This is a genomic window from Actinophytocola glycyrrhizae (genome assembly GCF_042653545.1).
Lineage (GTDB): Bacteria > Actinomycetota > Actinomycetes > Mycobacteriales > Pseudonocardiaceae > Actinophytocola > Actinophytocola glycyrrhizae.
In genome coordinates this window covers 363,603-386,348 of sequence record NZ_JBHSIS010000017.1, presented here as the reverse complement: position 1 = coordinate 386,348, position 22,746 = coordinate 363,603, and the positions used below count along the sequence as shown (strand labels likewise).

The following is a 22,746-nucleotide window of genomic DNA, read 5'->3' as shown; positions in this document are numbered from 1 at the left end:
CGCGGAGAAACATGAGCGGCTCGCTCGGCGCACGTGACCATGGGTGGGGAGAACAGAGACGCCTTGGTCTAGCGGGCACGCGCCGTACTGATCACGCATCCCGGCGACCCGATGTCGACGAACGCCTGCGTGGCGTCCTGCAACTCCGGCCGGTTCTGCCCGGCGGCGGCCTCCGGTGTGCCCGGCAGTGTGACCGTCAGTGCCATGGCCACCGCTCGCCGGAACCTCGGCGGCCGTGCGTGGCGCGATGCCCGAGTGCTCCTCGCCGACCGCGCACGCGCCGCCGTCGAGGTCGGTGTCGCCGGTACACACCGCAGCCAGGCCGTTGTTTCCTCGGCGACTCGAACTCCCTCGGAAGGCTCGTAGTCGATGCTGCCGAGCGTCGCTCGGTACTCGGTGCCGGCCAGCGCCGCGAGCACGGCGGGGGCGGCGAAGGTCTGGTCCTCTGTGGTCTCCACGCGCGCACCGTAGCCGCACCGGACGTGGAACAGTCCTCGTGAGCGGGGGTGGTGCCCCGCTCACGAGGACTGCGGTCACAGGGGGACGGGTCAGCCGAGGCCGCCGCTGAGGGCGGTCATCAGCTCACCGTTGGTGGTGTCGCCGGACAGTTCCCAGAAGAACGCGCCGCCGAGGCCCTGGGTCCTGGCCCAGGACATCTTGCCGCGGATCGTCGCCGGGGTGTCGTAGCTCCACCATTCGCTGCCGCACTTGGCGTAGGCCGTGCCCGCGATCGTCCTGGTCGCGGGGCAGCGGTTCTTGAGGACCTTGTAGTCCTCGATCCCCGCCTCGTACGTGCCCGGCGCGGCACCGGTCGCGGTGCCGCCCGGCGCCTCCTGCGTGACGCCGGTCCAACCTCGCCCGTAGAACCCGATGCCCAGCAACAGTTTGCTCGCCGGGACGCCCTTGCTCCTGAGTTTCTGGATCGCCGCGTCGGAGTTGAAGCCGGCCTGCGGGATGCCGGCGTACGACGTCAGCGGCGAGTGCGGGGCGGTAGGGCCCTGCGGGTTGAAGGCTCCGAAGTAGTCGTAGGTCATCACGTTGTACCAGTCGAGGTACTGCGCGGCGCCGCCGTAGTCGGCCGCGTCGATCTTGCCGCCGTTGGAGCCGTCGGCGGTGATCGCGGCGGTCACCAGGTTGTTGTTGCCGAAGCGAGCACGCATCGCCTGCATCATGTTCTTGAACGCGGCGGGCCCACTGGTGTCGCAGGTCAGACCGCAGGCGTTGGGGTACTCCCAGTCGATGTCGATGCCGTCGAACACATCGGCCCAGCGGGGGTCCTCCACCAGCCGGTAGCAGGAGTCGGCGAACGCGGCCGGGTTCTGCGCGGCCTGGCCGAAGCCACCGGACCAGGTCCAGCCGCCGAACGAGAACAGCACCTTGAGGTGCGGGAACTCGCGCTTGAGCTTGCGCAGCTGGTTGAAGTTGCCGCGCAGCGCGCCTGCGTCCCACGTGTCGGCCACGCCGTCGACGCTGTTGGCCGCGGTGTAGGCCATGTCGTAGTCGGCGTAGGTGTCACCGAGGACGCACTGGCCGTTCGTCACGTTGCCGAACGCGTAGTTGATGTGCGTCAGCTTCGCGGCCGAGCCGCTCGTCTTGATGTTCTTGACGAAGTACTGGCGGCCGTAGACGCCCCACTGCGTGAAGTAGCCGAGCTTCTTGGCACCGCCGGGGTTGGGCGGCGGGTCGGTCGGCGGCGGGTCCGTCGGCGGGGGATCCGTCGGCGGCGGGTCGGTCGGCGGGTTGCCGGTGGCGCTGCACGAGCCGCCGTCCAGCTTGCAGTTCGCGGGCGCGGCGAACGCGCCGGAGTAGGCGACGTTGAAGCCGAAGCTGACCGAGGCGCCCGGTGCGATGGTGCCGTTCCAGGTGCCCATGACGGTCACGTGCTGACCGCTCGTGGTGTGACTGCCGTCCCACAGGCTCGAGAGCCGGTGGCCGGAGGGCAGGTCGAACTCGACCTGCCAGGAGGAGCGCGCGGCCGAGGAGCCGTTGGTGATCGTGTACTTGCCCTCGTAGCCGGTGCCCCAGTCGGAACCCTTCGTGAAGGTCGCCGACACACCGCCCGCGCCACTCGCCGGTGCCGCGGTGACACCCAGCACGAGCGCGACGGTCACGGTGCAAAGCCCCACCATGTGGGCCCATCTCAGTCTTCTCATCGAACTCCTTCGTCGAGAGACGCAGGGGACATTGCTCAAAATGTGTGGTCTAGACCACGCAGAAACAAGGGTCTAGACCATGCGTTCACTCGAATGGACTAGCGAGTCCGGGGTTCAGAAGAGACGAGCGGCCTGTCGCGGCGTTCCGCAGCGCCACCACAGAGATCGCGTGCAGAGGTGCGGGCTCCGGAACAGCCGAGGTCGCGCAGGCCCTGGAGGCCCGCCGCGGCAGCGGCTCGTCGACGTCGGCGAGCCGGGTCATCGGCTACAAGGTTCCGGTCTCGTCTCTTGCTCCGAAGGCGCTGGGCGACGGCCCGTGCGCGCGTAGCGGCTCCAGCCGGTCAGGAACTCAGCCCTGGCCGCCGCGGAACACCGTGCCGATCAGCGACTCCGCGGCCGTGGGGGTGCCGGCGAGCCGCCCGGCCTCGCGGATCTGCTTCTCGTTCACGGCACCGGCTTTCGCCAGATCGACCGCCTCGTGGACGCCGTCTCCGTTGCCGTTGGCGAGCATGCCGAAGAACCAGCGGACCGCCTGGACCGGGTCCGGCGTGGTGCCGAAGCCGTCGCGATACCAGCAGGCGGCGGCGTTCATCGCCCCCAGGTGTCCGCGCTGGGCTGCCCAGACGTACCAGCCGAGCGCCTCGGCGTCCCGGTCCAGCGCCGAGAGCCGGGCGGCGAGCGAGGCGCCCGCCACCACAACTCCCGCTCTGGCGGCGGCCTCGAACAGCGTCAGGGACTTCTCGGGGTCATCGGTCAGCAGGGCGAGGTCGTACATACCGAGCGCGTCCCCACCATCGGCCGCCGACCGGAACAGTTCGACGGCACGCGCGCGGTCCTCGTCGACACCGAGGCCCATCGCCAGCAGGTGCCCATAGATGCGCTGCCCGGCGGGCAACCCCGCCTCAGCGGCCGCCCGGGCGTAGGACATGGCCGTGGGCCGGGCCGCGTGGTCGGAGTACTCGAGATAGATGCCCGCGAGCAACGCGGCGGCCTCCGCCGACCCGCCGTCCGCCAGCGGCACCAGTTCGACGGTCACCTCGACCGCCAGTTCGGCGCCCTCCGCGCTGCCCGCCACGGCGGCCCGGACGAAGGCGTGGCCTGCGGCGATCCACTCCCCAGCTTGGGCGGCCCTGCGCCCCTCGTTCACCGACATGGGTGAACTGTAGGTTTCGGCGGGCAGCCGGACCCACCGCACCGAGCAGGCGGTCCTGGATCGGCGCGATGACCACCTGCGACGGGGGCCGGAACTGCACCTTCCCGCAACAGCGAGATACCGTTCCCTGTTGCCTGGCCCGGGATGGTCGCGGAAGGCGGATCACCGTCCCCACCCGCCAGGCCAGGCCGCTCCGCCATCTCGCGGACGGTCAGACAACCGCCCTCAGCTCCAGTCCCGCGTCCTGGGGTGCTGTCCGGGACGGCTGGGCGTGGCACACGCGGTGACGTCGTCCTCATGTAGCCGCATCCATCTGCCCGACCGGCACCCGGTCGCGGGCCGCGTGAGCGGACTCCGGGTGGGTCCTGGGCGAGGTGGACGACTCAATACTTGATCGTCCCGAGCGGGTGCTACGTCCGAATAGGTGATGCTGCTGTTTCGCCGCGTCGAAATACCGTGGCGAAAGTCGACGCAGAGCGACGGTTCTACGCCGATCGGATGACATTTGCAGAGCGTGCGGTCGAATGTTAACCGGCGACATATGACGTGGATCACACTCCCGGGACGGTCGTCTATTTGCGTTGTGTAGATTCGTGTCGGCTGAGGGCAGGGATGTGCGCGGAATTCGCGTTCGATTTCGGCAAATGGGGGCATTTTCGGTGGTGAGTGTCAAGAACTCCCAGCACGGAGACATTTCGGTCGGCACCGTCCTGTCCTGGACGAGGTCCTACACCGACGACGAGATTCGCGACTTTCTCGCACTGACCGGCGGCGCGTCGGACGAGGTCCCCGAGCACCTGCCGTACCTGCTCGTCGTCGCGCCGCTGACCAAGCTCGGCGGCGACCTCGACTACCTGTCCGGCCGGATGGACTGGACCGTCTCCAGACCGGTCCGCCGGGACGAGGCCGTCACCGCCGAACTCGAGGTGACCAGGCTCGAACCGACCGAGGGCATGACCAAGATCGCCTTCGACGCGCGCCTGGTGGTCGGCGACGAGGTGGTCAGCAGGGGCCGCAGCAAGGGATTCATCGTCGGGGCGTGACGCGGCGGCACGACACAACGGACTAGTCGAAGGATCGGTACGTGGGAACGACTCTCACCGCAACCCGCACGATCACCGGCGAGGACATCGCCGCGTGCGGCAGGCTGACCGGCGACCTCGGGTCGCACCACGTCAGCGGGCTCGCGGGCAGGCAGATGGCGCAGGGCCTGCTCACCGTCGGGGTGGCGCCGCTGTTCGGGCGGCCCGGCGTGCACATGTCCGAGGTGTCCCTCACCTTCCTCGCCCCGGTGTTCGCCGACGACACCGTGACCGCCGTCGTCGAGGTGACGGGGGCGGCCGACATCGGCGACGACCAGGTGGCGCTGTCCTGTTCGGTCTCGGTGAAGAACGCGGAGGGCGCCGAGGTGCTGCGTGGCACCGGCGTGGCGCAGATGTCCGCCCAGGAAGCCAATTCGGAATTCGGCGCGTTATCAGTCGAAAGCAGGTAACCAATGTCGGACGGCGTGTCCAGCACGGCCGAGAAAATCGGTGTTCGATTACTGAGCGACGAAGTCTTCCTCGACCCGTATCCCACTTACGCGCTGCTCCGGGACAAATCCCCGGCGCACTGGGATGCCCAGCTCAACGGCTGGGTGCTGACCCGTTACGACGACGTCTACGGCGCCCTGCGCGACCACGGGACCTTCTCGTCCCGCCGGATCGGACTGCTCGCCGCCCGCGGTGGTGCCGACCCGTCCGAACCGATGCGGCAGTTCATCCGGCTCGCGTCCGGCTGGATGTGGATGCTGGACCCACCCGAGCACGCCCGGGTCAGAAAACTGATGAACCAGGGCTTCAGCCCGAGGGACGTCCGCAACCTCGAACCACTCGTCCAGGAGATCGTCACCGACCTCGTGGACGTGATGGTGGAGCAGGGCGAGTTCGACCTCATCCCGGACTTCTCCTACTCCGTCCCCGCGCTCGTGCTGTGCGCGCTGTACGGCCTGCCTCGCTCGGACGCCCCGCTGATCACCCAGTGGTGCGACACGATCAAGGTGTTCCTCGGCGGCGCGCCCGACCTGGCCGCGTCCGGCGGGCCGGCCGCCGAGTCGTTGCAGCACATGATGACCTACCTCACCGACGTGATCGCCGAGCGCCGCAGGTCACCCAAGGACGACGACCTCGTCTCCCGCCTCGTCCAGGCCGAGGAGAACGGCGACCGGCTCGACGAGGAGGAACTGTGCTCCAACCTCCTGCTGCTGCTCGTCGCCACGTTCGAGACGTCGATCGACCTGCTGGGCAACGGCCTGCTCGGTCTCCTGACCCAGCGTGAGCAGTGGGACCTGCTCAAGGCCGACCCGAGCCTGGTCCCCGGAGCCGTCGAGGAGGTGCTGCGCTACGACGGGCCGGTGCAGCTCACCCACCGCCTCGTGACCCAGGACGTCGAGCTGCACGGCCGCCGCATCGAGCAGGGGCAACTCGTCTACCTCGTGCGCGGCGCCGCCAACCGGGACCCCGCCAAGTTCTCCGACCCGGACCGCATCGACATCAGACGCAAGGAGACCGGGCACGTCGCACTCGGCGCCGGTGTGCACTACTGCATCGGAGCGGGGCTCGCCCGCATGGAAGGTGCGCTGGCGCTCACCGAGCTGAGCACGAGGATGCCCGACCTCCAGCTCATCGGGGACCGGCCACACCGGTGGCGCGCCGACAACCTGCAGTTCCGCGGTCTGGCGACGCTTCCCGCGGCGTCGGGCAGGGGATAGCGATTGCCCGGCCATGCCGGCGAGTCTCTCGGCGTGCACGTCGTGGACCTCGCCGAGACGCTCGTGGCGGCCCACGGGGCGGTCGCTGACCTGCCGGACGCGGAACTCGCGATGGTGGCGCGCTACCGAGGAGCCCCGCGGCGGGCCCAGGCCACGGTGTCGCGGCTGCTCACTCGCGCTGTCGCCGGGCACGCGCTCCGGACACCACCCCGTGCCGTCGAGGTCACCGTCGACGGGTGGGGGCGGCCCTCGGTGACGGGGAGCCCCCACACCAACATCAGCCACGACGGCGGGCTCGTCGTCCTCGTCTCCGGGTCCGGCCCGTGCGGCGTCGACGTCGAGGACACGGCCGAGTCCGACCTGCGCGGCCTGGTCGGCAGGTTCTGCGGCGTGGACGAGGTGCCGGTGTCCGCACGGCAGTCGTGGACGGCGAAGGAAAGCGCGGCCAAGGCGATCGGCCGCGGGTTGCGCGCCGGGCTGGCGACAATCCGGTTCCAGGACGATCCGGGTGCCGGCTGGGCGCCGGTGACCTGGCGGGGTGACCGCATGCCGCTGCGCACCCGCGCGGTGGACCTCGGCGCCCGGCACCTCGCACTCACCGTGTCCGCCCGGGCGGTCGCCCCGACGGTGCGGGTCAGCGTCTGGCGCCCGGCGAGGGCGCACGGGCGCTGGTGGCTGGCGGAAGCGGAGAAGGCACCGGCCGCTCTCGCCGCCGTCTCCAGAACTCTCACATCGGAGCTGTCACAGGAAAGGCGGTAGGGAATGCGGGACACCACACTGCATGCCGCGCTGGACAAGGTCGCGGCCGACAGTCCCGAGGTCGTCGTCGGCTTCCCCGCGGAGCGGATCGACTTGCGGCTGGACACGCTCAGCCGGGATTCCGCCCGTGTCGCGGCCAGGTTCCGCGATCTCGGAGTCGGAGCGGGTGACCGGGTCGGTGTGCTGTGCACGAACGAGCCCGACTTCCTGCTGGTGCTGTTCGCACTGAGCAGGCTCGGCGCGTGCGTCTGCCCACTGCCGCTGCCGACGAGGGCCGACGACGGCGGCTATGTCGCGAAAGCGCAGAGCGTCCTGGTCGACGGCGGTGTGCGCGATGTCGTCGTGTCGCGGCGGCTGCGCAGATACGGGCCGTTCCTCGACGAGGTGTTCCAGGGAGTGCGGCGCATCCCGGCCGAGGAGCTGCTCGACCTCGATGCCGCTGTGGACGGTGTCGACGGGGACGGTGTCACGGCGGACCGCGACATCATCCTCCAGTACACCTCGGGCAGCACCGCCAATCCCAAGGGTGTCCGGCTCACCCACCGCAACGTCCAGACCTGCATGCAGGCCATCAGGACCGGCATCGATCTGCCGCAACCGGGGGACCGTACCGCGATCTGGCTGCCGCTGTTCCACGACATGGGGCTGTTCGGCACGCTGACGTCGATTCTCACCGGGGTCTCGGCCACGGTGTGGCAGCCGGCCGCGTTCGTCAAGGACCCGGCGAACTGGCTGCGCGAGTTCGCCGACGGGGGTTACACCATCGCCCCACTGCCGAACTTCGGCTACGACTACCTGCTGCGCGCCGTCGAGGCGGAGGAGGTCACGTCCTACGACCTGAGCCGGTGGCGCGTCGCGTTCAACGGCGCCGAGCCGATCGCGGTCGACTCCGTCGAGGCGTTCCTCACCCATTTCGCACCCGCGGGGTTCGTCCAGGAGGCGATGATGCCGGTCTACGGGCTGGCCGAGGCGACGCTCGCCGTGACGTTCCCGCCGCTGCGGCGCGGGCCGCGCGCGGAGTGGGTCGACCGCGCCAGCCTGTCCGACGAGGGCGTCGCGGTCCCGGTGGCACGAGACGTTCCCGGTGCGCGCGGCCTGCTCAGCGTCGGGATGCCGGTGCTCGGCATGGAGGTGCGCGTCGGGGACGCCGACGGCGCGCCCGTGCCCGACCGCACCGTCGGCGAGGTGCAGATCCGCGGCGGCTCGGTCACCGAGGGCTACGTCGACGACGAGGGCGCGGTCACACAGCCGTTCACCCCGGACGGCTGGCTGCGTACCGGCGACCTCGGCTACCTCGCCGACGGCGAGCTGTTCGTCACCGGACGCAGCAAGGAAATGATCATCATCCGGGGCGCCAACTTCTACCCCGACGACGTGGAGAGCGCGGTGCGGAACGACCCGGCGGTGCACCGCCGCAGATGCGTCGCGTTCGTCGACGACCGCGGCGACGCCGAACGCATGGTGCTCGTCGCGGAGACCACCGCGGACGCGGGCGACCATCCCGCGCTCGCCGCACGGCTGCGCGGCGTCATCCGGTCGGCGACCGGGCTCGACGACGTACACGTCGTCCCGGTCGCACCGCGGTCGATCCCGCGGACCAGCAGCGGCAAACTTCAGCGGCTCGCCACCAGGAGCCTGTTCAGGTAGGCGTCGAAGGGGAAGGGACGGCAATGCACACCTACGAGGTGTTCACGCACTACGAGCGCAACCACTGGAAACTGTCCGATGTGGACTTCTCGGCGGTCCGCGGGGACCTGGTGAAGCCGGAGTACGTCGCCATCGCGAAGAGCGCCGTCATGGGCGAGTCCAACGTGATCGCCGCCGTGCACGGCTTCATGAACGAGTTCGTCGACGACTACGACTTCTCCGCCTTCGCGGTCGTCTGGGGCTACCAGGAGGTCCAGCACCACTACATGTTCAAGGCGTGGCTGGAGGCCATCGGCGAGGGCGTCGACGACGCCCCGGTCGAGGCGATGCGCGCGCCGTACGACCCGGGTACCACGCCCTCCGCGACGCTGGCCACGAACATCATCTCCGAGCTGACCGTCAACCACATCTACCGCAGGGTGGCGACGGCCGTCGAGGAGCCGGTGCTCAAGGACCTGCTGCTGAAGGCGAGCCGCGACGAGGCGGGCCATGCCAGGGAGTTCATCCACTTCTGCCGGGAGCGCCTCGCCAAGCACGGGGAGGAGGTCGCTTCGGTGCTGGAGACGCTCTACGTCTACACCTCCGACAAGCGGATCAAGCACCCGGTCAGTGTGTTCAAGAGCAACCTGACCGAGCTGGCGGACCACGAGACGATCGACACCGCGTTCGAGCTGTTCCTGGCGGAGGTCGCCGACTCCGAGGAACTGGAGGAGCTGCAGGGCAAGATCCGCCGGGTGTTCGGGCAGCTGGTCGACCGGGACCTGTCGAGCAACGGCAAGGTGCGGCGCGCACTCGCGGACGTGCTCGGATGACGACGAGGGCCGAGCCGGGCGAGACCGTCGACGTGCCCTGGTCGGTGCTGCCGGACTACCAGTGCTTCGGCTGTTCGCCCGCGAACGAGCACGGGCTGCGGCTGCGCTTCACCCGCACACCGGACGGGATCGAGTGCGCACTGCGGTTCGACCGGACCTTCGAGTCCTACCCCGGGGTCGTGCACGGTGGCATGTCGACGACCGTGTGCGACGAGATCATGGGCAACCTGCTCGTGCTGCGCACGGGGCGGTCGGTGTTCACCACGAGCCTGCGGACCCGGTACGTCTCCCCGCTCGCGATCGGGGACGACTACCGCTGCGTCGCCACGACCGACGTGACGGCGGGCGACACCGGCCCCTTCCACGCCCGTGCGGAGATCCTCGACCCGGACGGGCAGGCGATCGTCTTCGCCTCCGGGTCGTACCAGCCGATGACGGCCGAGCAGGCCCGGTCGGCGATGGACCTGTCCGACCACGACGCCGCGCTCGTCGAGAAGGCGCTCGCCGACCTGAACACCAACGGAGGAGACGAACACCATGGCTGACACCGCAACGCTGGACACCATCATCGACACGGTCACCGGCCTGGTCTCGAACGAGTTCGGCGTGCCGAGGGACGAGTTGACCGCGGACGTCGACCTCAGCACGGTCGAGGGCGCCGACTCGGTCAAGGTGCTGCGCGTAGTGGCGAAGATCGAGCGCACGTACGACATCGAACTGGAGGACGAGGACGTCTTCGGGTTCAAGACCATCCGCGACGTCGCCACCTCCGTCTCGTCCACCGTGGCGGCGCGATGACCACGACGGCAACCACCGGGGAGGCCGGCACCAACCAGCACTACGACCAGGACCCCCGGGTCTTCGGGCTGTACCTGGACGAGACCCGCAAGTACAGCTCGGGGCTCTACCGGCGGCCCGACGACACGCTCGACCTCGCGCAGCAGCAGAAACTGCACTTCGTCGCGGACCGGCTGGGCATCGGGGCGGGCGACCGGCTGCTGGACATCGGGTGCGGCTGGGGCTCGCTGATCCTGTTCATGGCGGCCAACTACGGCGCCACGACCGTCGGCATCAGCCCCGCGCCCAACCAGCACGCCTACATCGCGGAGCGGGCGGCGGAGCGCGGGCTCACCGGCGCGGTCAGCACCCGCCTCGGCCAGATCGAGGACATCGAGGTCGAGGAGCGCGGGTACGACGCGATCACGATGCTCGGGTCGATCGTGCACATGCCCGATCTCGGGGTCGTGTACGAGAAGGTCCGGCGGTCACTGCGGCCGCGTGGACGGCTGTACGTCTCGGAGAGCTGCTACCGCAACAACGCCAAGCGGGCCGAGTTCGCCGGACGCGACAACTCGGTGTTCGTCCGCGACTCGATCTTCGGCTGGGGTGACATGCGGCCGCTGTCCGACCTCATCCGGGGTGCGGAGGACGCCGGGTTCACGGTGATCGCCGTGGACGACCTCACCGAGCACTACTACCGCACGATCGAGGACTGGCTGTCCAATGTGGAGCGCAACGCCGCCGCGCTCGACGCGATCGAGGACGGTCTGTCGGAGAAGCTGGTCCGCTACCTCAAGACCGCCAACGCGGGCTGGGGCTTCACGACCAAGCACTACGCACTGACCTGTCAGAAGTCCCGATAGGAGGACCGATGCACCGGACCCAGGTCGGTGGCGCGCTGCTGCCGGTCGGCGACGTCAACGCGGCCGTGTCGGCGTTCCTGCGGACCTCGCCGCCGCGACTGCGCTGGGACGTCGACTTCGACTTCGACTGGTCGGGCGCCGACGCGAACCGCCTCACCGACGGCGAACGGTCCGCGGTCGAGTTCATCACGATCATCGAGGACCACCTGCCGGGCTACTTCGCGTTGTACGAGAAGAACTTCCCGGTCGACGACAGCGTCGACCTGGAGACCTTCACGCACAACAGGGAGCTGTACCACTTCACGATCCGGTGGGCGCAGGAGGAGGACACCCACGCGCGGGCGCTGGAGCGCTACCAGGTCGCCGCGGGTATCGCCGGTGCGGACGAGCTGCGGGTGTCACTGGCACAGGAAGGGCACAAGACGTTCGACCTGCCCTACACCGACGCCGTGCAGTTCTTCACCTACCCGCTGGTGCAGGAGAAGGCGACGCAGATCTACTACCAGCACCTGCGCCAGGTCGTCGGCGACCCGCTGCTGCGGGAGATCCTGGTGCGGCTCAGCAAGGACGAGGCACGCCACTTCTCGTTCTTCGCGGACATGGTGCGGCTGTACCTCCAGCGCCACGGCGACGCCGTGGTCGGCCCGATCCGGGAGGTCATCGCCGACTTCCGGATGCCGCTCGCGGACACCATCCGCGGCTACTGGCGCTGGGCGCTGAAGATCGCGGACACGGCCCGTTACGACCACACGGAGGCCTACGACCACTTGATCAAGGTCGTCAACCGTGCCGTCGACGCGAAGTCCGACAAGGTCGACGAGCTGATCTCGTTCGTCACGGCCTGCCGGGTTCTCCAGACGACGTAGTCGCCACGCGGACATGCGCGATGCCGCGAAAGGCGCCTCGGCCCAACGCCCCCACGGCGCCTTTCGCGGCATGCGGCGCGAAGCGGGTCACTCGCCTGCTCCCGCCACCGGATCGGGATCCTGAACCGGGGAAGACCTTTCCCTGCTGCAGAGTTGTCGTGTCGCCGCAGAACCGGATCTCCCCATCCCCCGGGCCCGCAGCAGTGCGCTGCCCTACCTGCTGCGCGTCGGCTGCCCGAACGCGAACGTGGCTGGTCCGCACTTTGCCCGAACGCTTGGCCGCGAGCCCTCCTGCCGTCGCCCCCGCTCCGCGAGCCTGACTTGGTGTCCCGTGCCGCGGCCCTTCCCCGCCCTTCCCCGAGGTGCCCCGGTCCCGGCGCGAGGACCACGACCCACCCTCGCGGCGACCACGGCGACCACGTCGGCCGGTGTCGTCCGGTCACTCCGCGGTCCGAGGCGGACCGTGCCGTCAGGAAGGAACCCGACCGTGTCCGAGAGCGAACCGGCGTGGCTGGCCGACGACCAGCGCACCGCCATCGAGAACCGTTGGGGCAGCGGCTGGTCCGAGCCCTTCGCCACCTACCTGCGCCGCCGTGCCGACATCGAGCAGCTCTCCGCGGACAACCGGGCGACCTGGCTCAGCGAGCTGCTCACCGACCGCAGCCTCAACTGGGTCACGCCGCAGCAGTCGGCGCGGCTCGAGCTGCTCACGTCGCCGGGTCCGTGGCGGGACTGGCTGCCGAACGAGCTGGACGCCGAGGTGCCCGGCTGGACGCGCAAGGGCCCGGAGGAACTCGCCGACTGGCTCGACAAGGCACTGCCCGTCCTCGAACGCGACGCCGCGGCGCGCGGCCTGGGCTGGGTACCGGACACCTGGCATCCCCGTCTCGACGCGCTCACCCCCGCCCGCGGCCCCTGGCGGACGTGGCTGCTCACCGAGCTGGACCAGCAGTGGCCTGGCTGGGAGGGCGCGACGGTGGAACAGCGGACCGACTGGCTCTACGGGTGGCTCCCGCACTTCGAGGGGCGACCACAGCAGGAGGAAGAGGACCCTCGCACGTTCGGCTGGGCGACCGGTGACTTCGCCACCCGCATCGCCCGGCTGCCGGACACCCAGCGCGAAGGACTGCTGAAGGCGCTCGACGAGAACTGGGTCGGCTGGGAGCGCGCCCCGGTGGCCGACCGCCTCACCTTCCTGACGGGCTGGCTCCCGCACTTCGAGAGCCCCGCCGCCGCCACGACCGCGCCACCGCTGTCCACCCCGTCCACCCCGGACACCACGGCCATCACGGACACCGTGGCCACACCGGCGAGTCCGTACGACCTGCCCCTGGCGGTGGTCGCCGACGACTCGATGAACGACGAGCAGATCCCCGAGCTCGACGAGCTCTTCGACAAGGTCGTACGGCCGGTGTTCGCCGCGAACCCCGAGTACGCGGGGCTCAGCGCGGCCGAGAAGGAGGAGGCCGTCCGCGAGGCCCTCCTGCAGCACATGGCCAACAGGTAAGCACGGAACGGAGACCACACCATGACCAGGCTCGTCGCGAAACTCACAGGGGAACTCAACAAGGGTTTCCTGACCGTCACCGGGGCCGTCGAGAACCTCATCCCCCTGGAAGTGGGGAAAGGGACCGTGCACACCATGGCCGCGTACCTCTCGAACAGGATCGAGGACGTCGAGGTGCACGCCGCCACCAGAAACGACCCGCTGTACAGCAAGGAGGAGATACTCGACACGCTCGCGGCCATCGCACCGACCGTCGACATGAAGATCGACAAGATCGACATGGTCGTGGCGGCGTGCGACCCCATCGCCGAACTCGAGGTGATCAGGAACACCAACCGCGGCAAGGACGTGCTCCACGCGGTCGAGAACCTCAGGGCGACGCGCGCGAAGGCGGAGAACCTCAGGAAGAAGATCGGCGCCTTCACCGAGGAGATGAACAAGCCAGAAGGGCCAAGCGAGGAGCGGCTGGGTGCGTTCAACCGGTTCGTGCCGCGTTTCCTCAGGGCGATCGAGGTGATCGACAAGCACGCCGACATCGTCGCCCAGCAGTGGCAGAAGGCACTCACCGATGAGGCGATCAAGGCATGGGTGCAGAAGCACCCGACCGCGGGGCACAAGGCGATGACCGCGGCGCTCGCCGCCACCGACCAGGGCATCAACGCGGTCGCGCTCACCGGCGAGATCCTCGGCTACCTCCCGAACGAGGAGGCCCAGGGCGTGTCGATCGGCCTGACCGTGGGCGCCAGTGTCGCGGAGACGGGCAAGGCCGTCACCGACCGGTGGATGAACAGCGTCAGCGCCGACATCCAGATCGCCCAGTACAAGAAGAAGAACGGCACGCAGGCGATCTACGCCGAGCTCGACAGCGACAAGACCCTGATCGCCGAGCGGCTGGCGACCAAGCGCAAGGCCGACGTGGCGCTCGCCCTGCAGCTCACCCAGCCGATCTGGACCGCCGCCGCGGTGAAGTTCCCGCCCGGCGTCGGCGACCTGTGGCCCATGGTCTGCGACGTGATCAACAAGTGCGTCGAGAAGTACCAGGAGGAACGGATCCAGCGGGCACTGCGGCTGGTGGGCGAAGGAGCGGAGAAGGAGGACATCCTCCTGGTGTTCGGCAAGGAGTACCTGGACGAGCTCCTCGAGGGCATCAAGGGCAACGTCTTCGCGGTGCTCAACCCCATGAAGCTCGCGGCGACCGCGTTCATCACCACGCTCGCTGGCCGGATCGCGGCGGCGGTCGTCGAGAAGCTGCCCGTCAAGCCGGCCGAGCTGATCGACGGCGCCGCGCTGCGCGGGCACATCGAGAGCCTCGTGACCGCCCAGCTCCAGTCCAGCTTCCTCGAGCCGTCGATCGTCGAGGACCGCTTCTCCGGGCTCGAGCTGCCCACCGAGGTCGACGGCGTGGCGGTCACGGCGATCCTGTCCGGGGTGGAAGGCAGCGCACCGCGCCGCCACGTGTACCTCCGGCTCGCCGACGGCACCGTCGGCAGGTGGCTGGAGACAGGCGAGTTCGACAAGGTCGACGACGACGAGGACGAAGGCGCCCGGTACCTCGGCGTGCCGACCACCGACGAGTTCGGCCGCAAGCTCAGCGAGGTGTTCGCGGGTGTCGTGGTGCCCCACCCCGACACCGGCGAGGACAGCTACCGGGCCCGGTACCAGGACCTGGCCGGTTTCGTGACGGTCGCCGCGCCACACCGGTTCACCGTCACCGGCCCGCACGACACCGCGTACGCCGACTGGTCCCGCCGGGCGGTGACCCCGGAGGGCTACCAGGAGATCGTCGGGGGAAGGCCCGGGGACATGGTGCGGGGCCAGTGGCACCAGCCGTGGCAGGGCAAGCCCGTCTACTTGTTCGTCCACGCCTCCGGCGGGGCCCGCGAGTGGGCGCACGGCACGGCCAACACGGGCGCCCCGGGGCTGCGGGTCTTCGGCCAGCTCGACGGGAAGGTGCCGGTGGAGTACGACCTGACCGGCATCCGCTGACCGAGCGACGGTGCCCGGCCGCTCGCGCGGCCGGGCACCGGTCCCGAGGTCGGTCGATCAGCAGTCGGTGGTGACGGGTCTGCCCGCCAGGCGGTCGGCGAGCCAGGTCATCGCGTCGCCGGTCGCGGCCGGGACGACGGCGTTGTGGTCCAGGCCGGGGTAGACGCGCAACGACGCCGCCGAGCCGAGGTGGCACATGCCGGCGACGACGGCACTCGCCTCGTCGACGCCGACGATCTCGTCCTGGTCGCCGATGAGGATGGTGAACGGCGCAGCGGTCCGCTGCCGTGGGATGCCCTGCCCGGCGAGCCAGTCCTCCAGCCGCGTCATGGCCTGCTGGGTGACCGGCTGGAACTCCGACGCGGGCAGGTCGCGTGCCGCGAACCAGCCGTAGATGTCGGCCAGGCACGCGGTCTCGACGAGCGGCAGCACCTCCGCCGCCCGCGGACCGAGGTAGTCGCTGTACCGCAGCTGCGGGTGCTCGGTGCGCAGACCGGACAGGATCAGCGGATAGAGCGCCTGCGCGCCGAAGTCACCCTCGACGTCGCGCAGCCGCTGCGCGATGGTCCCGGCCAGGTTGATCGGCGCCGCGAACGCGACCGCACCGGCCAGGCGCAGGCCGCGGCCGTACGTGCCGCTGATCTCCGCGGTCGCCGCGACGGCCTGGCTGCCCTGCGAGTGCCCGAGCGCCACCCACGTCGTCGACAGGCCGCGCTGCGCCTGCCTGCCCGCGCGCACCGCGTCGATCATGCCGCGGCCCGCGCTCTCCGCGACCAGGTACGCGTGCGGTCCCGGGGTGCCGAGGCCCTCGTAGTCCGTCGCCACGACCGCGTAGCCCGCGTCGACCAGCGACGCCACGAGCGTGTCGTACCCGCCGAGCGCGGGCGAAGCGGACGGCGCGCACGCGTCCGCCGCGCCGGTCGTGCCGTGCCCCCACGACGCGACCGGGAAACCGCCGGGCGGCGGCGGTCCGGGTGGGACCACCAGGGTGCCGGTCACGACCCTGGGCGCGCCGCGCGAGGACGTCGACAGGTAGGTCAGCCGGTAGGCCTGTCCCCCGGCCGCGGCGACGGCGGGCGACACGGCGACCGCGTCGCGGTCGAGCAACGTCCCGGCCCACGGCCGCGCGGTGGCGGCCGCCGCGGGTGGGACGAGGACGGCGGCGAGTGCCACCACCACGAGCAAGAGCTTGCTGCGAAAACGTTTCACGGGACTCCGATCTCCGGGGACAGGGCGTCACGGTCCGATGAGGACAGTGCTGGTGGCCTGCACGACCCCCACCGGCACGTCCGCCGGGTCGTTGCAGGTGAGCACCCGGTCACCGGCCCGGGCGGCGGGCTTGCCGTCCACGAGCACGGTCGGGCTGCCGAGGAGGACCTTGCCGCGGTTGGCCGGTTCCTTCGCGAACCGGCCGCTGGGTGCCACGTGCGGTGGCTGGTTCACCGTGCCGGACCCGGCGACCGCGGCGGGCTTGCCCTCGATGAGGACGGTGGTGCTGCACGACTCGGTGATCGTGGCGCTGAACGGCAGGGACATCGGTGTCGGGACCGGGCCGCCCGAGGACGGCACGAGGACCACGTGCACGTCGGTGCCGACCACCCGGTCGCCCTGCTTGGCCGCCGCCTTACCCACGGCCACCCTCCCGGATCCGCCTGCCGGCCGGACCAGCCCGGCGGCCGGGTGGTGCCCGGTGCGGCAGTCCGGCCGTGACGCCGAGGTCCACGGTGTCGGGGGCGGACGGCAGCCCGGTCAGGGCGGGCTGGACGCAGGGCGCGAGGACGGCCACCTCGAGGAGGGGCCGGGCGCCGATCGCCGCGAGGACCGCGTGCGCCGGTGCGGACAGGCCGGGTGGCGCCACCTGGAGCGGGGCGGGCGGCCCGGGGAGCAGCCCGGTGGGCACGACCTGGTGCGCGGCCAGCGCGACGAGCACCCTGCCGAGCCAGTCGTGCTCGGCCGCCCGGTCGGCCGCGACGGCGAACACCAGGTAGCGCAACCGGTACCGGCGCACCGGCGGGCGGCGGGCCACCACGCGACCGTCCGCGTCGTGTTCGTCCTGCCACGTCGCCGCGAGCGCATCGGGCTCCTCACGCACGTCGTGCAGCAGCACCCGCAGGCCGTGCTCGGTGCCACCGGCCCCCAGCTGCACCGGCGCACCGGGAACCGCGGCGGTGAGCAGGGCGGTGAGCGCGGTGTCGATGTCGCGGAGCATCCCGCCATGGTCACCGGGCCAGGCCGGTCCCGGCCGGACTCCCGGCCAAGCGATCGGGCAACCTCGCGTGCGCATTGGCTTCGCTCCCGGGCACCTGGAACCGGCGGCGTCCGGACCGGACAGTCGACGGCGTCAGTTCGCGTACCACTGGAGGGCCGATGCCCAACTACCTGTCGCCCGGCGTTTACACCGAGGAGGTGTCGTCGGGCACGAAACCCATCGAGGGGGTCGGCACGGCCGTCGCCGCGTTCGTCGGCTTCGCGGAACGCGGGCCTGCGCACGTGCCGGTGCTGGTCACCAACTGGACCCAGTTCACGCAGAACTTCGGCGGGTTCGTCGAGGGCGGCTACCTCGCCCACGCCGTGTACGGCTTCTTCCAGAACGGCGGCGGTTCCGCGTACATCGTCCGGGTCGGGGCCCGCGACGAGGCGGGTGCCGACGGTCAGGTGATCGCACCCGCGCAGCTCGGCACCGCCGGTCCCGGCCGTCCCCTCGCGTTGCGGGCGCTGCACCCCGGAGCCGACGGCGGCGACGTGTCCGTCGAGGTGCACGAGCCCTCCGAGGCCGGGGACGGCGCCTTCAAACTGGTGGTGCGCAAGGACGGCGTCGAGGAGGTGTACGACAACGTCGTCGTCCGCCGCGGTGCCGGGAACGTGGTGACCGCGCTGCGGGAGTCGGCGCTGGTGGCCGTGGCGGACGTGAAGGGCGGTCCACTCGCGACACCGGCGATCGGGTCGCGGGTCACGCTCGCCCGCGACCCGCGGGGGCCGGCGGTCGACGCCGCCGAGTACGTGGGTGACGCCGACGAGCGCACGGGGTTCGCCGGGCTGGAGGCGGTCGACGACGTGACCATGCTGTGCGTGCCGGACCTGATGAGCGCACACCGGGACGGCCTCATCGACGACGACGGGCTGCGCGCCGTGCAGCAGGCCATGATCGCGCACTGCGAGCTGATGGCCGACCGGGTCGCCATCCTCGACCCGCCGCCGGGCCTGTCGCCGCAGCGGCTCAAGCACTGGCGCATGGAGGTCGCCGGCTACGACTCGAAGTACGCGACGCTCTACTGGCCGTGGCTCACCGTGCTGGACCCGGTTACCGGCAAGCGGATGAACGTGCCGCCGAGCGGGCACGTCGCGGGCGTCTGGGCCCGCAACGACGAGACGCGCGGCGTGCACAAGGCGCCCGCCAACGAGGTGGTGCGCGGGGTCGTCGAGCTGACGGCGGGGCTGACCCGCGGCGAGCACGACCAGCTGAACCCGATCGGCGTCAACTGCCTGCGCACGTTCCCGGGGCAGGGCATCCGGATCTGGGGCGCGCGCACGCTGTCGAGCGACCCCGAGTGGCGGTACCTGAACGTGCGCAGGCTGTTCAACTACGTGGAGAAGTCCATCCTCAACGGCACGAACTGGGTGGTGTTCGAGCCCAACGACCGCTTCCTGTGGGGTTCGGTGCGGCGCACGATCACCATGTTCCTCCGCCGGGTGTGGCGCAGCGGCGCGTTGTTCGGGAGCTCACCGGGGCAGGCGTTCTACGTGAAGTGCGACGAGGAGAACAACCCGGAGGAGAACCGCGACGCGGGCATCCTGACCGTCGACATCGGCATCGCGCCGGTGAAGCCGGCCGAGTTCGTCGTGTTCCGCCTGTCGCAGCTCTCCGAGGGCGCGGCGCTGGAGGAATGACGTGCTCCCCCACCTGTCCGCTCCCGACCCGACCGCGATCGACCTGACGACGGAGAGCCTGCCGCTGGTCGAACCCGTGAGCGCGTCCCGGTTCTTCGTGAACGTGCTCGGCTGGTCGCAGGGTCTGGGGTTCACCGAGCTCGCCGGGTTCAACTCCGCGGTGAACGCGAGCGAGTACTCCTACAACGGCAGGCTCGGCAACGTCCGCACCAAACAGTTCGGCAGGCCGTCCCCGCCGACGATCACGTTGAAACGCGGGCTCGACTCGATCGGGTTCGCGCAGCTGTTCGCCTGGCACACGTTGGCGCGCGGCAACAACCCCGTGGGCAAGGTGCCCGCGACGTTCACCATTCTCGCCGCGAGCGGGTTGCCGGTCGCGGCGTGCACGTTGGAGAACGCGTGGTGCTCGCGGCTGGAGATCGATCCGGCGCAGGCGGGCGGCTCCAACGTGGTGATGATGAAGGTCACGATCGAGTGCGACGACATCGTCATGCTCTAGTTCCCCCACCCGACAAGGAGTTCCGCGCATGGGCGACGGCAAGACCCAGGACCAGGTGATCTCCGCACCGCGCTTCTACATCGAGTTCTCGCACATCGGCAAGATCGCGTTCTCGGAGCTCGGTGGCATCACGACCAAGGTCGCTACCCAGGAGTACATCTACAACAACGACAAGGGCGAGACCGTCCACACGAAACAGTACGGGAAGACCGAGCCGCCGACGATCACCCTGAAACGCGGGCTGGACTGGGACGGGAACCACAAGCTGATGGTGTGGCACGCGATGTCGCGCCGGGGCGATCCGGCCGCGCGTTCCTCGGGGACCCTCATCGTCTCGGACGCGTCCGGCAAGAACGAGATCACCTACGTGATCAACGGCGGCTGGTGCTCGGAACTGCAGGTCACGTCGATGAAGGCCGGCGACTCCGCCGTCGCGATGATCGAATGCAAGATCACCTGCGAGGACATCGAGGTCCCGGAGTCCGGGCTGCTGTGACGTCCAGGAAAGGACACCGATGAGCACCACGACGACACCGGCACCAGCCACCGTTCTGCGCACGGAGTACCCGTTCACGCTGCCGCGCGGCTTCGTCGACGAGCAGGGCACCGTCCACCGCGACGGCGTCCTGCGGCTCGCGACCGCGCGTGACGAGCTGTCCACGCAGACCGACCAGCGGGTGCGCCAGAACCCGGCATACCTGACCGTGCTGCTGCTCGCCAGGACCGTCACCCGCCTGGGCACGCTGTCCACGGTGGACAGTCTGGTGGTGGAGAGCCTGTTCGCGTCCGATCTGGCGTTCCTGCAGGACCTGTACCGCCGCGTCAACGCCGACGGCCACACCGAGGCCGAGGTCCGGTGCCCCTCCTGCGCGCAGGAGTTCACCGTCAGCCTGGCCGGTGACCGCCCGGGGGAACGCTGACGTACACGACCGCACGCCTCTGGGAGGAGGTCGTGTACGTCGCCTACCACCTGCACTGGCCGCTGGCCGAGATCGCCGACCTGGACCACCGCACCCGCACCGAGGTGATCGGCCAGATCGGCGCCATCAACAACCGCCTGTCCCACGGCATGTGAGGAGTTCGTGATGCGCTGGCCCCGGTTCCGCCGCCGCCGCGCCCGGCACGCCGAGGCCGTGCCCCGGCAGCGCAGGGCATGGGCGCGGCTGCCCGCTCTGCGGCCCGTGGTGGACGCGGCGCCCCTGACCTTGCTGGGGCCGCCGAGCGTGGTGACCAACCGCGACCCGCTGCCGCCACCGCTGCGCAGGCGGGGCGGGAGGCCACCGACGGGCCGGGTGCGCGGCCTGGCACGGGTGATCGACGTGGCGGACGAGCGGGTCACGCCGATGACGATGACGTTCCCCGGGCCGGAGGTCGCGACGGTGGCCGGTGTCGTGACGCCATCGACCTTCACGACGACACCGGACCTCACGGCAACAGCCGACCTCGCAGCGGCACCGGGCCTCCCGTCGACACCCGACGTCACGGCGGCACCGGGCGTCACGGCTGCCGCGGACTTCGCGGCCGCACCGGGCTTCGCGGCGGCGCCAGGAAGCACGGCGGCCACGGAACCCCCGGCAGCACCGGACTTCGCGGTGCCGCCAGGCGTCATGGCCGCCACGGTCTCCCCGCAGTTCGCGGGGCCTGCGGACTTCGCAACGACCCCAGGAATCGTGGCGGCCGGGAACATGGCGCAACCCCCGCAGTCCCCCACGGTCGCGGACTTCGAGGCGCCAGGCATTGCGGCCGCGACAGAAGCCCCGCGGTTGCCCGCGGGTCCAGGCGGCACGACTCCCGTGGGCTTCGCGATCGTGCCCGCGGCCACCGTCCCGGTGCCCGCCGAGCCCACACCGATGGCCCCGGTCGTGGCCGAACCCGTTCGCACGCGGGGGGAACCGCCCCCGGTCGCACCGGCACCCGGTCCGGTCCCGCCCGCGACCACCCTGCCCGCCGCGCCGACGTCGTCGATCACCCCGGCCGCCGTACCCACCTTCCCGCCCTTGACGTTGCCGCCGAACGGCACCGCCCCAGTGAGTCACCCCGCCCCACCGGCCTTTCCGGTGGCGGACGTGCCGTCGGCAGCGTTCCCCGGTGCCGTCCCGGCACCCGGTACCGCCACGGCGACGCGACCCGCCATCGTGGAACACGTGCCGGACGCGGACCCGCGGGAGGTCCCACTCCCGGTACCCGGCGCGGCCCCCCCGGTGCCGGGGGTGCCGATCGCGGCGATGTTCCCCGTGACAGTGGAGGAGCTCCCCGAGCCGGTCGTTCCCGTCGCGGTGACGTTCCCGGACTCGCGGCACGTCGCGACCCCGGTCACCCCCGGCGCGGCGACCGTGGTCGCGGCGGAACTCCCCGCCGTGCCGGGAGAAGCACCCCCGGTGGTCGCACCCGTGGCGCAACAGGGCGCCCGGCTGGTGGAGCTGCGCTACCGCGTTCCCACCGGCACCGTCCCGCCCGTGGTCACCGCGACGCCGGTCACCCGGCCGCCGCTGACGGTGGCCGACGAACGGTTCGTCGGCCGGCCCGTCGCACCCGAGCAGCCGTTCCGCAGCCTCACCGAGTTCGACCGGATGGTCGCCGAGTACTCGAACCTGCCACTCGACGCCGCCCTCGCACTCGCGACGACGGCACCGGAACCGTCACCGGAACCACCGCGGGAACCACCCGAGGACCAGCCTCCCCCGCCCCCGCCGAGGCCGCGTACCACCCTCGGCCAGAGCAGGCGCAGGGGCCTCGGCGGCTACCGGATCACCCACGCCACCGACGACCGCCCGGACGACGAACCCGCCGACCCGGCCGACATGACCGACGTCACCGACAGCGACCCGGACCGGGACACCGACCGGGACACGGGCCGGGACACCGACGACTGGCCCGGTGGCGCCGTTCCGCAACCAGGTCAGCGACCGGAGCAGCCGGTCGTGACCGCGCCGCGGGAACCCGCGCACTCCTGCCCGGACCTGCACGACACCAACACCCTCGACGACCTCGCGGGCCGCCTGTACCGGCACGTCCGCACCCGGCTGCGCACCGAACTGCTCGTCGACCGCGAGCGGTCCGGGCTGCTCGCCGACCCCATGTAGG

General features: G+C 70.7%; 24 protein-coding genes. 18 read left to right on the top strand and 6 right to left on the bottom strand.

Annotated elements, in window-relative coordinates; all coding sequences use genetic code 11:
* Window positions 1-68: 68 nt before the first annotated feature.
* The 3 genes from ACFPCV_RS27675 to ACFPCV_RS27665 all read right to left on the bottom strand — a co-directional run bounded on the left by ACFPCV_RS27675 (window position 69) and on the right by ACFPCV_RS27665 (window position 3,306).
* On the bottom strand, window positions 69-458 hold the full coding sequence (locus ACFPCV_RS27675) for a hypothetical protein (protein ID WP_378059281.1): 390 nt from the start codon (window positions 456-458) through the stop codon (window positions 69-71).
* 90 nt (window positions 459-548) lie between these two features.
* Entirely contained in the window at window positions 549-2,153 is a 1,605-nt protein-coding gene (locus tag ACFPCV_RS27670) for a glycosyl hydrolase family 18 protein (protein WP_378059280.1), read from the bottom strand.
* Between the two features lie 349 nt (window positions 2,154-2,502).
* Window positions 2,503-3,306: a tetratricopeptide repeat protein gene (locus ACFPCV_RS27665; protein WP_378059279.1), complete on the bottom strand. Its 804-nt coding sequence runs from the start codon at window positions 3,304-3,306 to the stop codon at window positions 2,503-2,505.
* Window positions 3,307-3,965: 659 nt separating this feature from the next.
* On the opposite strand from ACFPCV_RS27665, the gene ACFPCV_RS27660 reads away from it, so the two are divergent.
* The 12 genes from ACFPCV_RS27660 to ACFPCV_RS27605 all read left to right on the top strand — a co-directional run bounded on the left by ACFPCV_RS27660 (window position 3,966) and on the right by ACFPCV_RS27605 (window position 15,275).
* Window positions 3,966-4,349, top strand: a complete 384-nt coding sequence (locus tag ACFPCV_RS27660; RefSeq protein WP_378059278.1) for a hotdog family protein — start codon at window positions 3,966-3,968, stop codon at window positions 4,347-4,349.
* 41 nt (window positions 4,350-4,390) lie between these two features.
* The gene (locus ACFPCV_RS27655) at window positions 4,391-4,798 is read left to right on the top strand and encodes a hotdog family protein (protein WP_378059277.1); all 408 of its coding nucleotides are present in this window, start codon (window positions 4,391-4,393) and stop codon (window positions 4,796-4,798) included.
* 3 nt (window positions 4,799-4,801) lie between these two features.
* Window positions 4,802-6,055 (top strand): cytochrome P450, encoded by a 1,254-nt coding sequence (locus ACFPCV_RS27650; protein ID WP_378059276.1) that lies wholly within the window; start codon window positions 4,802-4,804, stop codon window positions 6,053-6,055.
* Between the two features lie 33 nt (window positions 6,056-6,088).
* The gene (locus ACFPCV_RS27645) at window positions 6,089-6,814 is read left to right on the top strand and encodes a 4'-phosphopantetheinyl transferase family protein (RefSeq protein WP_378059275.1); all 726 of its coding nucleotides are present in this window, start codon (window positions 6,089-6,091) and stop codon (window positions 6,812-6,814) included.
* Window positions 6,815-6,817: 3 nt separating this feature from the next.
* A complete protein-coding gene (locus tag ACFPCV_RS27640; RefSeq protein ID WP_378059274.1) occupies window positions 6,818-8,461 on the top strand; it encodes an AMP-binding protein in 1,644 nt (547 codons plus the stop codon).
* Window positions 8,462-8,484: 23 nt separating this feature from the next.
* Entirely contained in the window at window positions 8,485-9,273 is a 789-nt protein-coding gene (locus tag ACFPCV_RS27635) for a ferritin-like domain-containing protein (protein WP_378059273.1), read from the top strand.
* Entirely contained in the window at window positions 9,270-9,818 is a 549-nt protein-coding gene (locus ACFPCV_RS27630) for a PaaI family thioesterase (protein ID WP_378059272.1), read from the top strand. Before ACFPCV_RS27635 ends, ACFPCV_RS27630 begins: the two co-directional genes overlap by 4 nt.
* Complete coding sequence (locus tag ACFPCV_RS27625; RefSeq protein ID WP_378059271.1) at window positions 9,811-10,071, top strand: acyl carrier protein; 261 nt, start codon at window positions 9,811-9,813, stop codon at window positions 10,069-10,071. The genes ACFPCV_RS27630 and ACFPCV_RS27625 overlap by 8 nt, the downstream gene beginning before the upstream one ends.
* On the top strand, window positions 10,068-10,916 hold the full coding sequence (locus tag ACFPCV_RS27620; RefSeq protein WP_378059270.1) for an SAM-dependent methyltransferase: 849 nt from the start codon (window positions 10,068-10,070) through the stop codon (window positions 10,914-10,916). The genes ACFPCV_RS27625 and ACFPCV_RS27620 overlap by 4 nt, the downstream gene beginning before the upstream one ends.
* An 8-nt stretch (window positions 10,917-10,924) precedes the next feature.
* Window positions 10,925-11,782, top strand: coding sequence for an acyl-ACP desaturase (locus ACFPCV_RS27615; protein ID WP_378059269.1), 858 nt, complete (start codon window positions 10,925-10,927; stop codon window positions 11,780-11,782).
* 487 nt (window positions 11,783-12,269) lie between these two features.
* Entirely contained in the window at window positions 12,270-13,289 is a 1,020-nt protein-coding gene (locus ACFPCV_RS27610) for a hypothetical protein (protein ID WP_378059268.1), read from the top strand.
* Between the two features lie 21 nt (window positions 13,290-13,310).
* The gene (locus ACFPCV_RS27605) at window positions 13,311-15,275 is read left to right on the top strand and encodes a hypothetical protein (RefSeq protein WP_378059267.1); all 1,965 of its coding nucleotides are present in this window, start codon (window positions 13,311-13,313) and stop codon (window positions 15,273-15,275) included.
* Between the two features lie 57 nt (window positions 15,276-15,332).
* On the opposite strand, the gene ACFPCV_RS27600 is transcribed toward ACFPCV_RS27605, so the two are convergent.
* Genes ACFPCV_RS27600 through ACFPCV_RS27590 form a run of 3 tightly spaced genes read right to left on the bottom strand, consistent with a single transcriptional unit; the run spans window position 15,333 to window position 17,484 of the window.
* Window positions 15,333-16,454 carry a lipase family protein gene (locus ACFPCV_RS27600; RefSeq protein WP_378059266.1) on the bottom strand — a complete coding sequence of 374 codons (1,122 nt, stop codon included), beginning with the start codon at window positions 16,452-16,454 and terminating at the stop codon, window positions 15,333-15,335.
* Between the two features lie 57 nt (window positions 16,455-16,511).
* On the bottom strand, window positions 16,512-16,907 hold the full coding sequence (locus ACFPCV_RS27595) for a PAAR domain-containing protein (RefSeq protein WP_378059265.1): 396 nt from the start codon (window positions 16,905-16,907) through the stop codon (window positions 16,512-16,514).
* Window positions 16,900-17,484 carry a Pvc16 family protein gene (locus ACFPCV_RS27590; protein WP_378059264.1) on the bottom strand — a complete coding sequence of 195 codons (585 nt, stop codon included), beginning with the start codon at window positions 17,482-17,484 and terminating at the stop codon, window positions 16,900-16,902. Before ACFPCV_RS27590 ends, ACFPCV_RS27595 begins: the two co-directional genes overlap by 8 nt.
* A gap of 158 nt (window positions 17,485-17,642) precedes the next feature.
* Here ACFPCV_RS27590 and ACFPCV_RS27585 point away from each other — a divergent pair, with 158 nt between their 5' ends.
* Genes ACFPCV_RS27585 through ACFPCV_RS27560 form a run of 6 tightly spaced genes read left to right on the top strand, consistent with a single transcriptional unit; the run spans window position 17,643 to window position 22,745 of the window.
* Window positions 17,643-19,163 (top strand): phage tail sheath family protein, encoded by a 1,521-nt coding sequence (locus ACFPCV_RS27585; protein ID WP_378059263.1) that lies wholly within the window; start codon window positions 17,643-17,645, stop codon window positions 19,161-19,163.
* A gap of 1 nt (window position 19,164) precedes the next feature.
* Window positions 19,165-19,662, top strand: a complete 498-nt coding sequence (locus tag ACFPCV_RS27580) for a phage tail protein (protein WP_378059262.1) — start codon at window positions 19,165-19,167, stop codon at window positions 19,660-19,662.
* 28 nt (window positions 19,663-19,690) lie between these two features.
* Window positions 19,691-20,158, top strand: coding sequence for a phage tail protein (locus ACFPCV_RS27575; protein WP_378059261.1), 468 nt, complete (start codon window positions 19,691-19,693; stop codon window positions 20,156-20,158).
* A 19-nt stretch (window positions 20,159-20,177) separates the two neighbouring features.
* Entirely contained in the window at window positions 20,178-20,582 is a 405-nt protein-coding gene (locus ACFPCV_RS27570) for a phage tail assembly protein (RefSeq protein ID WP_378059260.1), read from the top strand.
* Window positions 20,579-20,737, top strand: a complete 159-nt coding sequence (locus tag ACFPCV_RS27565; RefSeq protein ID WP_378059361.1) for a DUF6760 family protein — start codon at window positions 20,579-20,581, stop codon at window positions 20,735-20,737. The genes ACFPCV_RS27570 and ACFPCV_RS27565 overlap by 4 nt, the downstream gene beginning before the upstream one ends.
* Window positions 20,738-20,747: 10 nt before the next feature.
* Window positions 20,748-22,745 (top strand): hypothetical protein, encoded by a 1,998-nt coding sequence (locus tag ACFPCV_RS27560; protein WP_378059259.1) that lies wholly within the window; start codon window positions 20,748-20,750, stop codon window positions 22,743-22,745.
* Window position 22,746 lies beyond the last annotated feature (1 nt).

What these genes read in the sequence shown, in the direction of transcription:
- ACFPCV_RS27590 (WP_378059264.1), bottom strand. Translation starts at nt 17,484, where the DNA reads ATGCTCCGCGACATCGACACCGCGCTCACCGCCCTGCTCACCGCCGCG.
- ACFPCV_RS27625 (WP_378059271.1), top strand. Translation starts at nt 9,811, where the DNA reads ATGGCTGACACCGCAACGCTGGACACCATCATCGACACGGTCACCGGC.
- ACFPCV_RS27635 (WP_378059273.1), top strand. Translation starts at nt 8,485, where the DNA reads ATGCACACCTACGAGGTGTTCACGCACTACGAGCGCAACCACTGGAAA.
- ACFPCV_RS27670 (WP_378059280.1), bottom strand. Translation starts at nt 2,153, where the DNA reads ATGAGAAGACTGAGATGGGCCCACATGGTGGGGCTTTGCACCGTGACC.
- ACFPCV_RS27620 (WP_378059270.1), top strand. Translation starts at nt 10,068, where the DNA reads ATGACCACGACGGCAACCACCGGGGAGGCCGGCACCAACCAGCACTAC.
- ACFPCV_RS27640 (WP_378059274.1), top strand. Translation starts at nt 6,818, where the DNA reads ATGCGGGACACCACACTGCATGCCGCGCTGGACAAGGTCGCGGCCGAC.
- ACFPCV_RS27575 (WP_378059261.1), top strand. Translation starts at nt 19,691, where the DNA reads ATGGGCGACGGCAAGACCCAGGACCAGGTGATCTCCGCACCGCGCTTC.
- ACFPCV_RS27585 (WP_378059263.1), top strand. Translation starts at nt 17,643, where the DNA reads ATGCCCAACTACCTGTCGCCCGGCGTTTACACCGAGGAGGTGTCGTCG.
- ACFPCV_RS27560 (WP_378059259.1), top strand. Translation starts at nt 20,748, where the DNA reads ATGCGCTGGCCCCGGTTCCGCCGCCGCCGCGCCCGGCACGCCGAGGCC.
- ACFPCV_RS27570 (WP_378059260.1), top strand. Translation starts at nt 20,178, where the DNA reads ATGAGCACCACGACGACACCGGCACCAGCCACCGTTCTGCGCACGGAG.
- ACFPCV_RS27650 (WP_378059276.1), top strand. Translation starts at nt 4,802, where the DNA reads ATGTCGGACGGCGTGTCCAGCACGGCCGAGAAAATCGGTGTTCGATTA.
- ACFPCV_RS27665 (WP_378059279.1), bottom strand. Translation starts at nt 3,306, where the DNA reads ATGTCGGTGAACGAGGGGCGCAGGGCCGCCCAAGCTGGGGAGTGGATC.
- ACFPCV_RS27630 (WP_378059272.1), top strand. Translation starts at nt 9,270, where the DNA reads ATGACGACGAGGGCCGAGCCGGGCGAGACCGTCGACGTGCCCTGGTCG.
- ACFPCV_RS27615 (WP_378059269.1), top strand. Translation starts at nt 10,925, where the DNA reads ATGCACCGGACCCAGGTCGGTGGCGCGCTGCTGCCGGTCGGCGACGTC.
- ACFPCV_RS27605 (WP_378059267.1), top strand. Translation starts at nt 13,311, where the DNA reads ATGACCAGGCTCGTCGCGAAACTCACAGGGGAACTCAACAAGGGTTTC.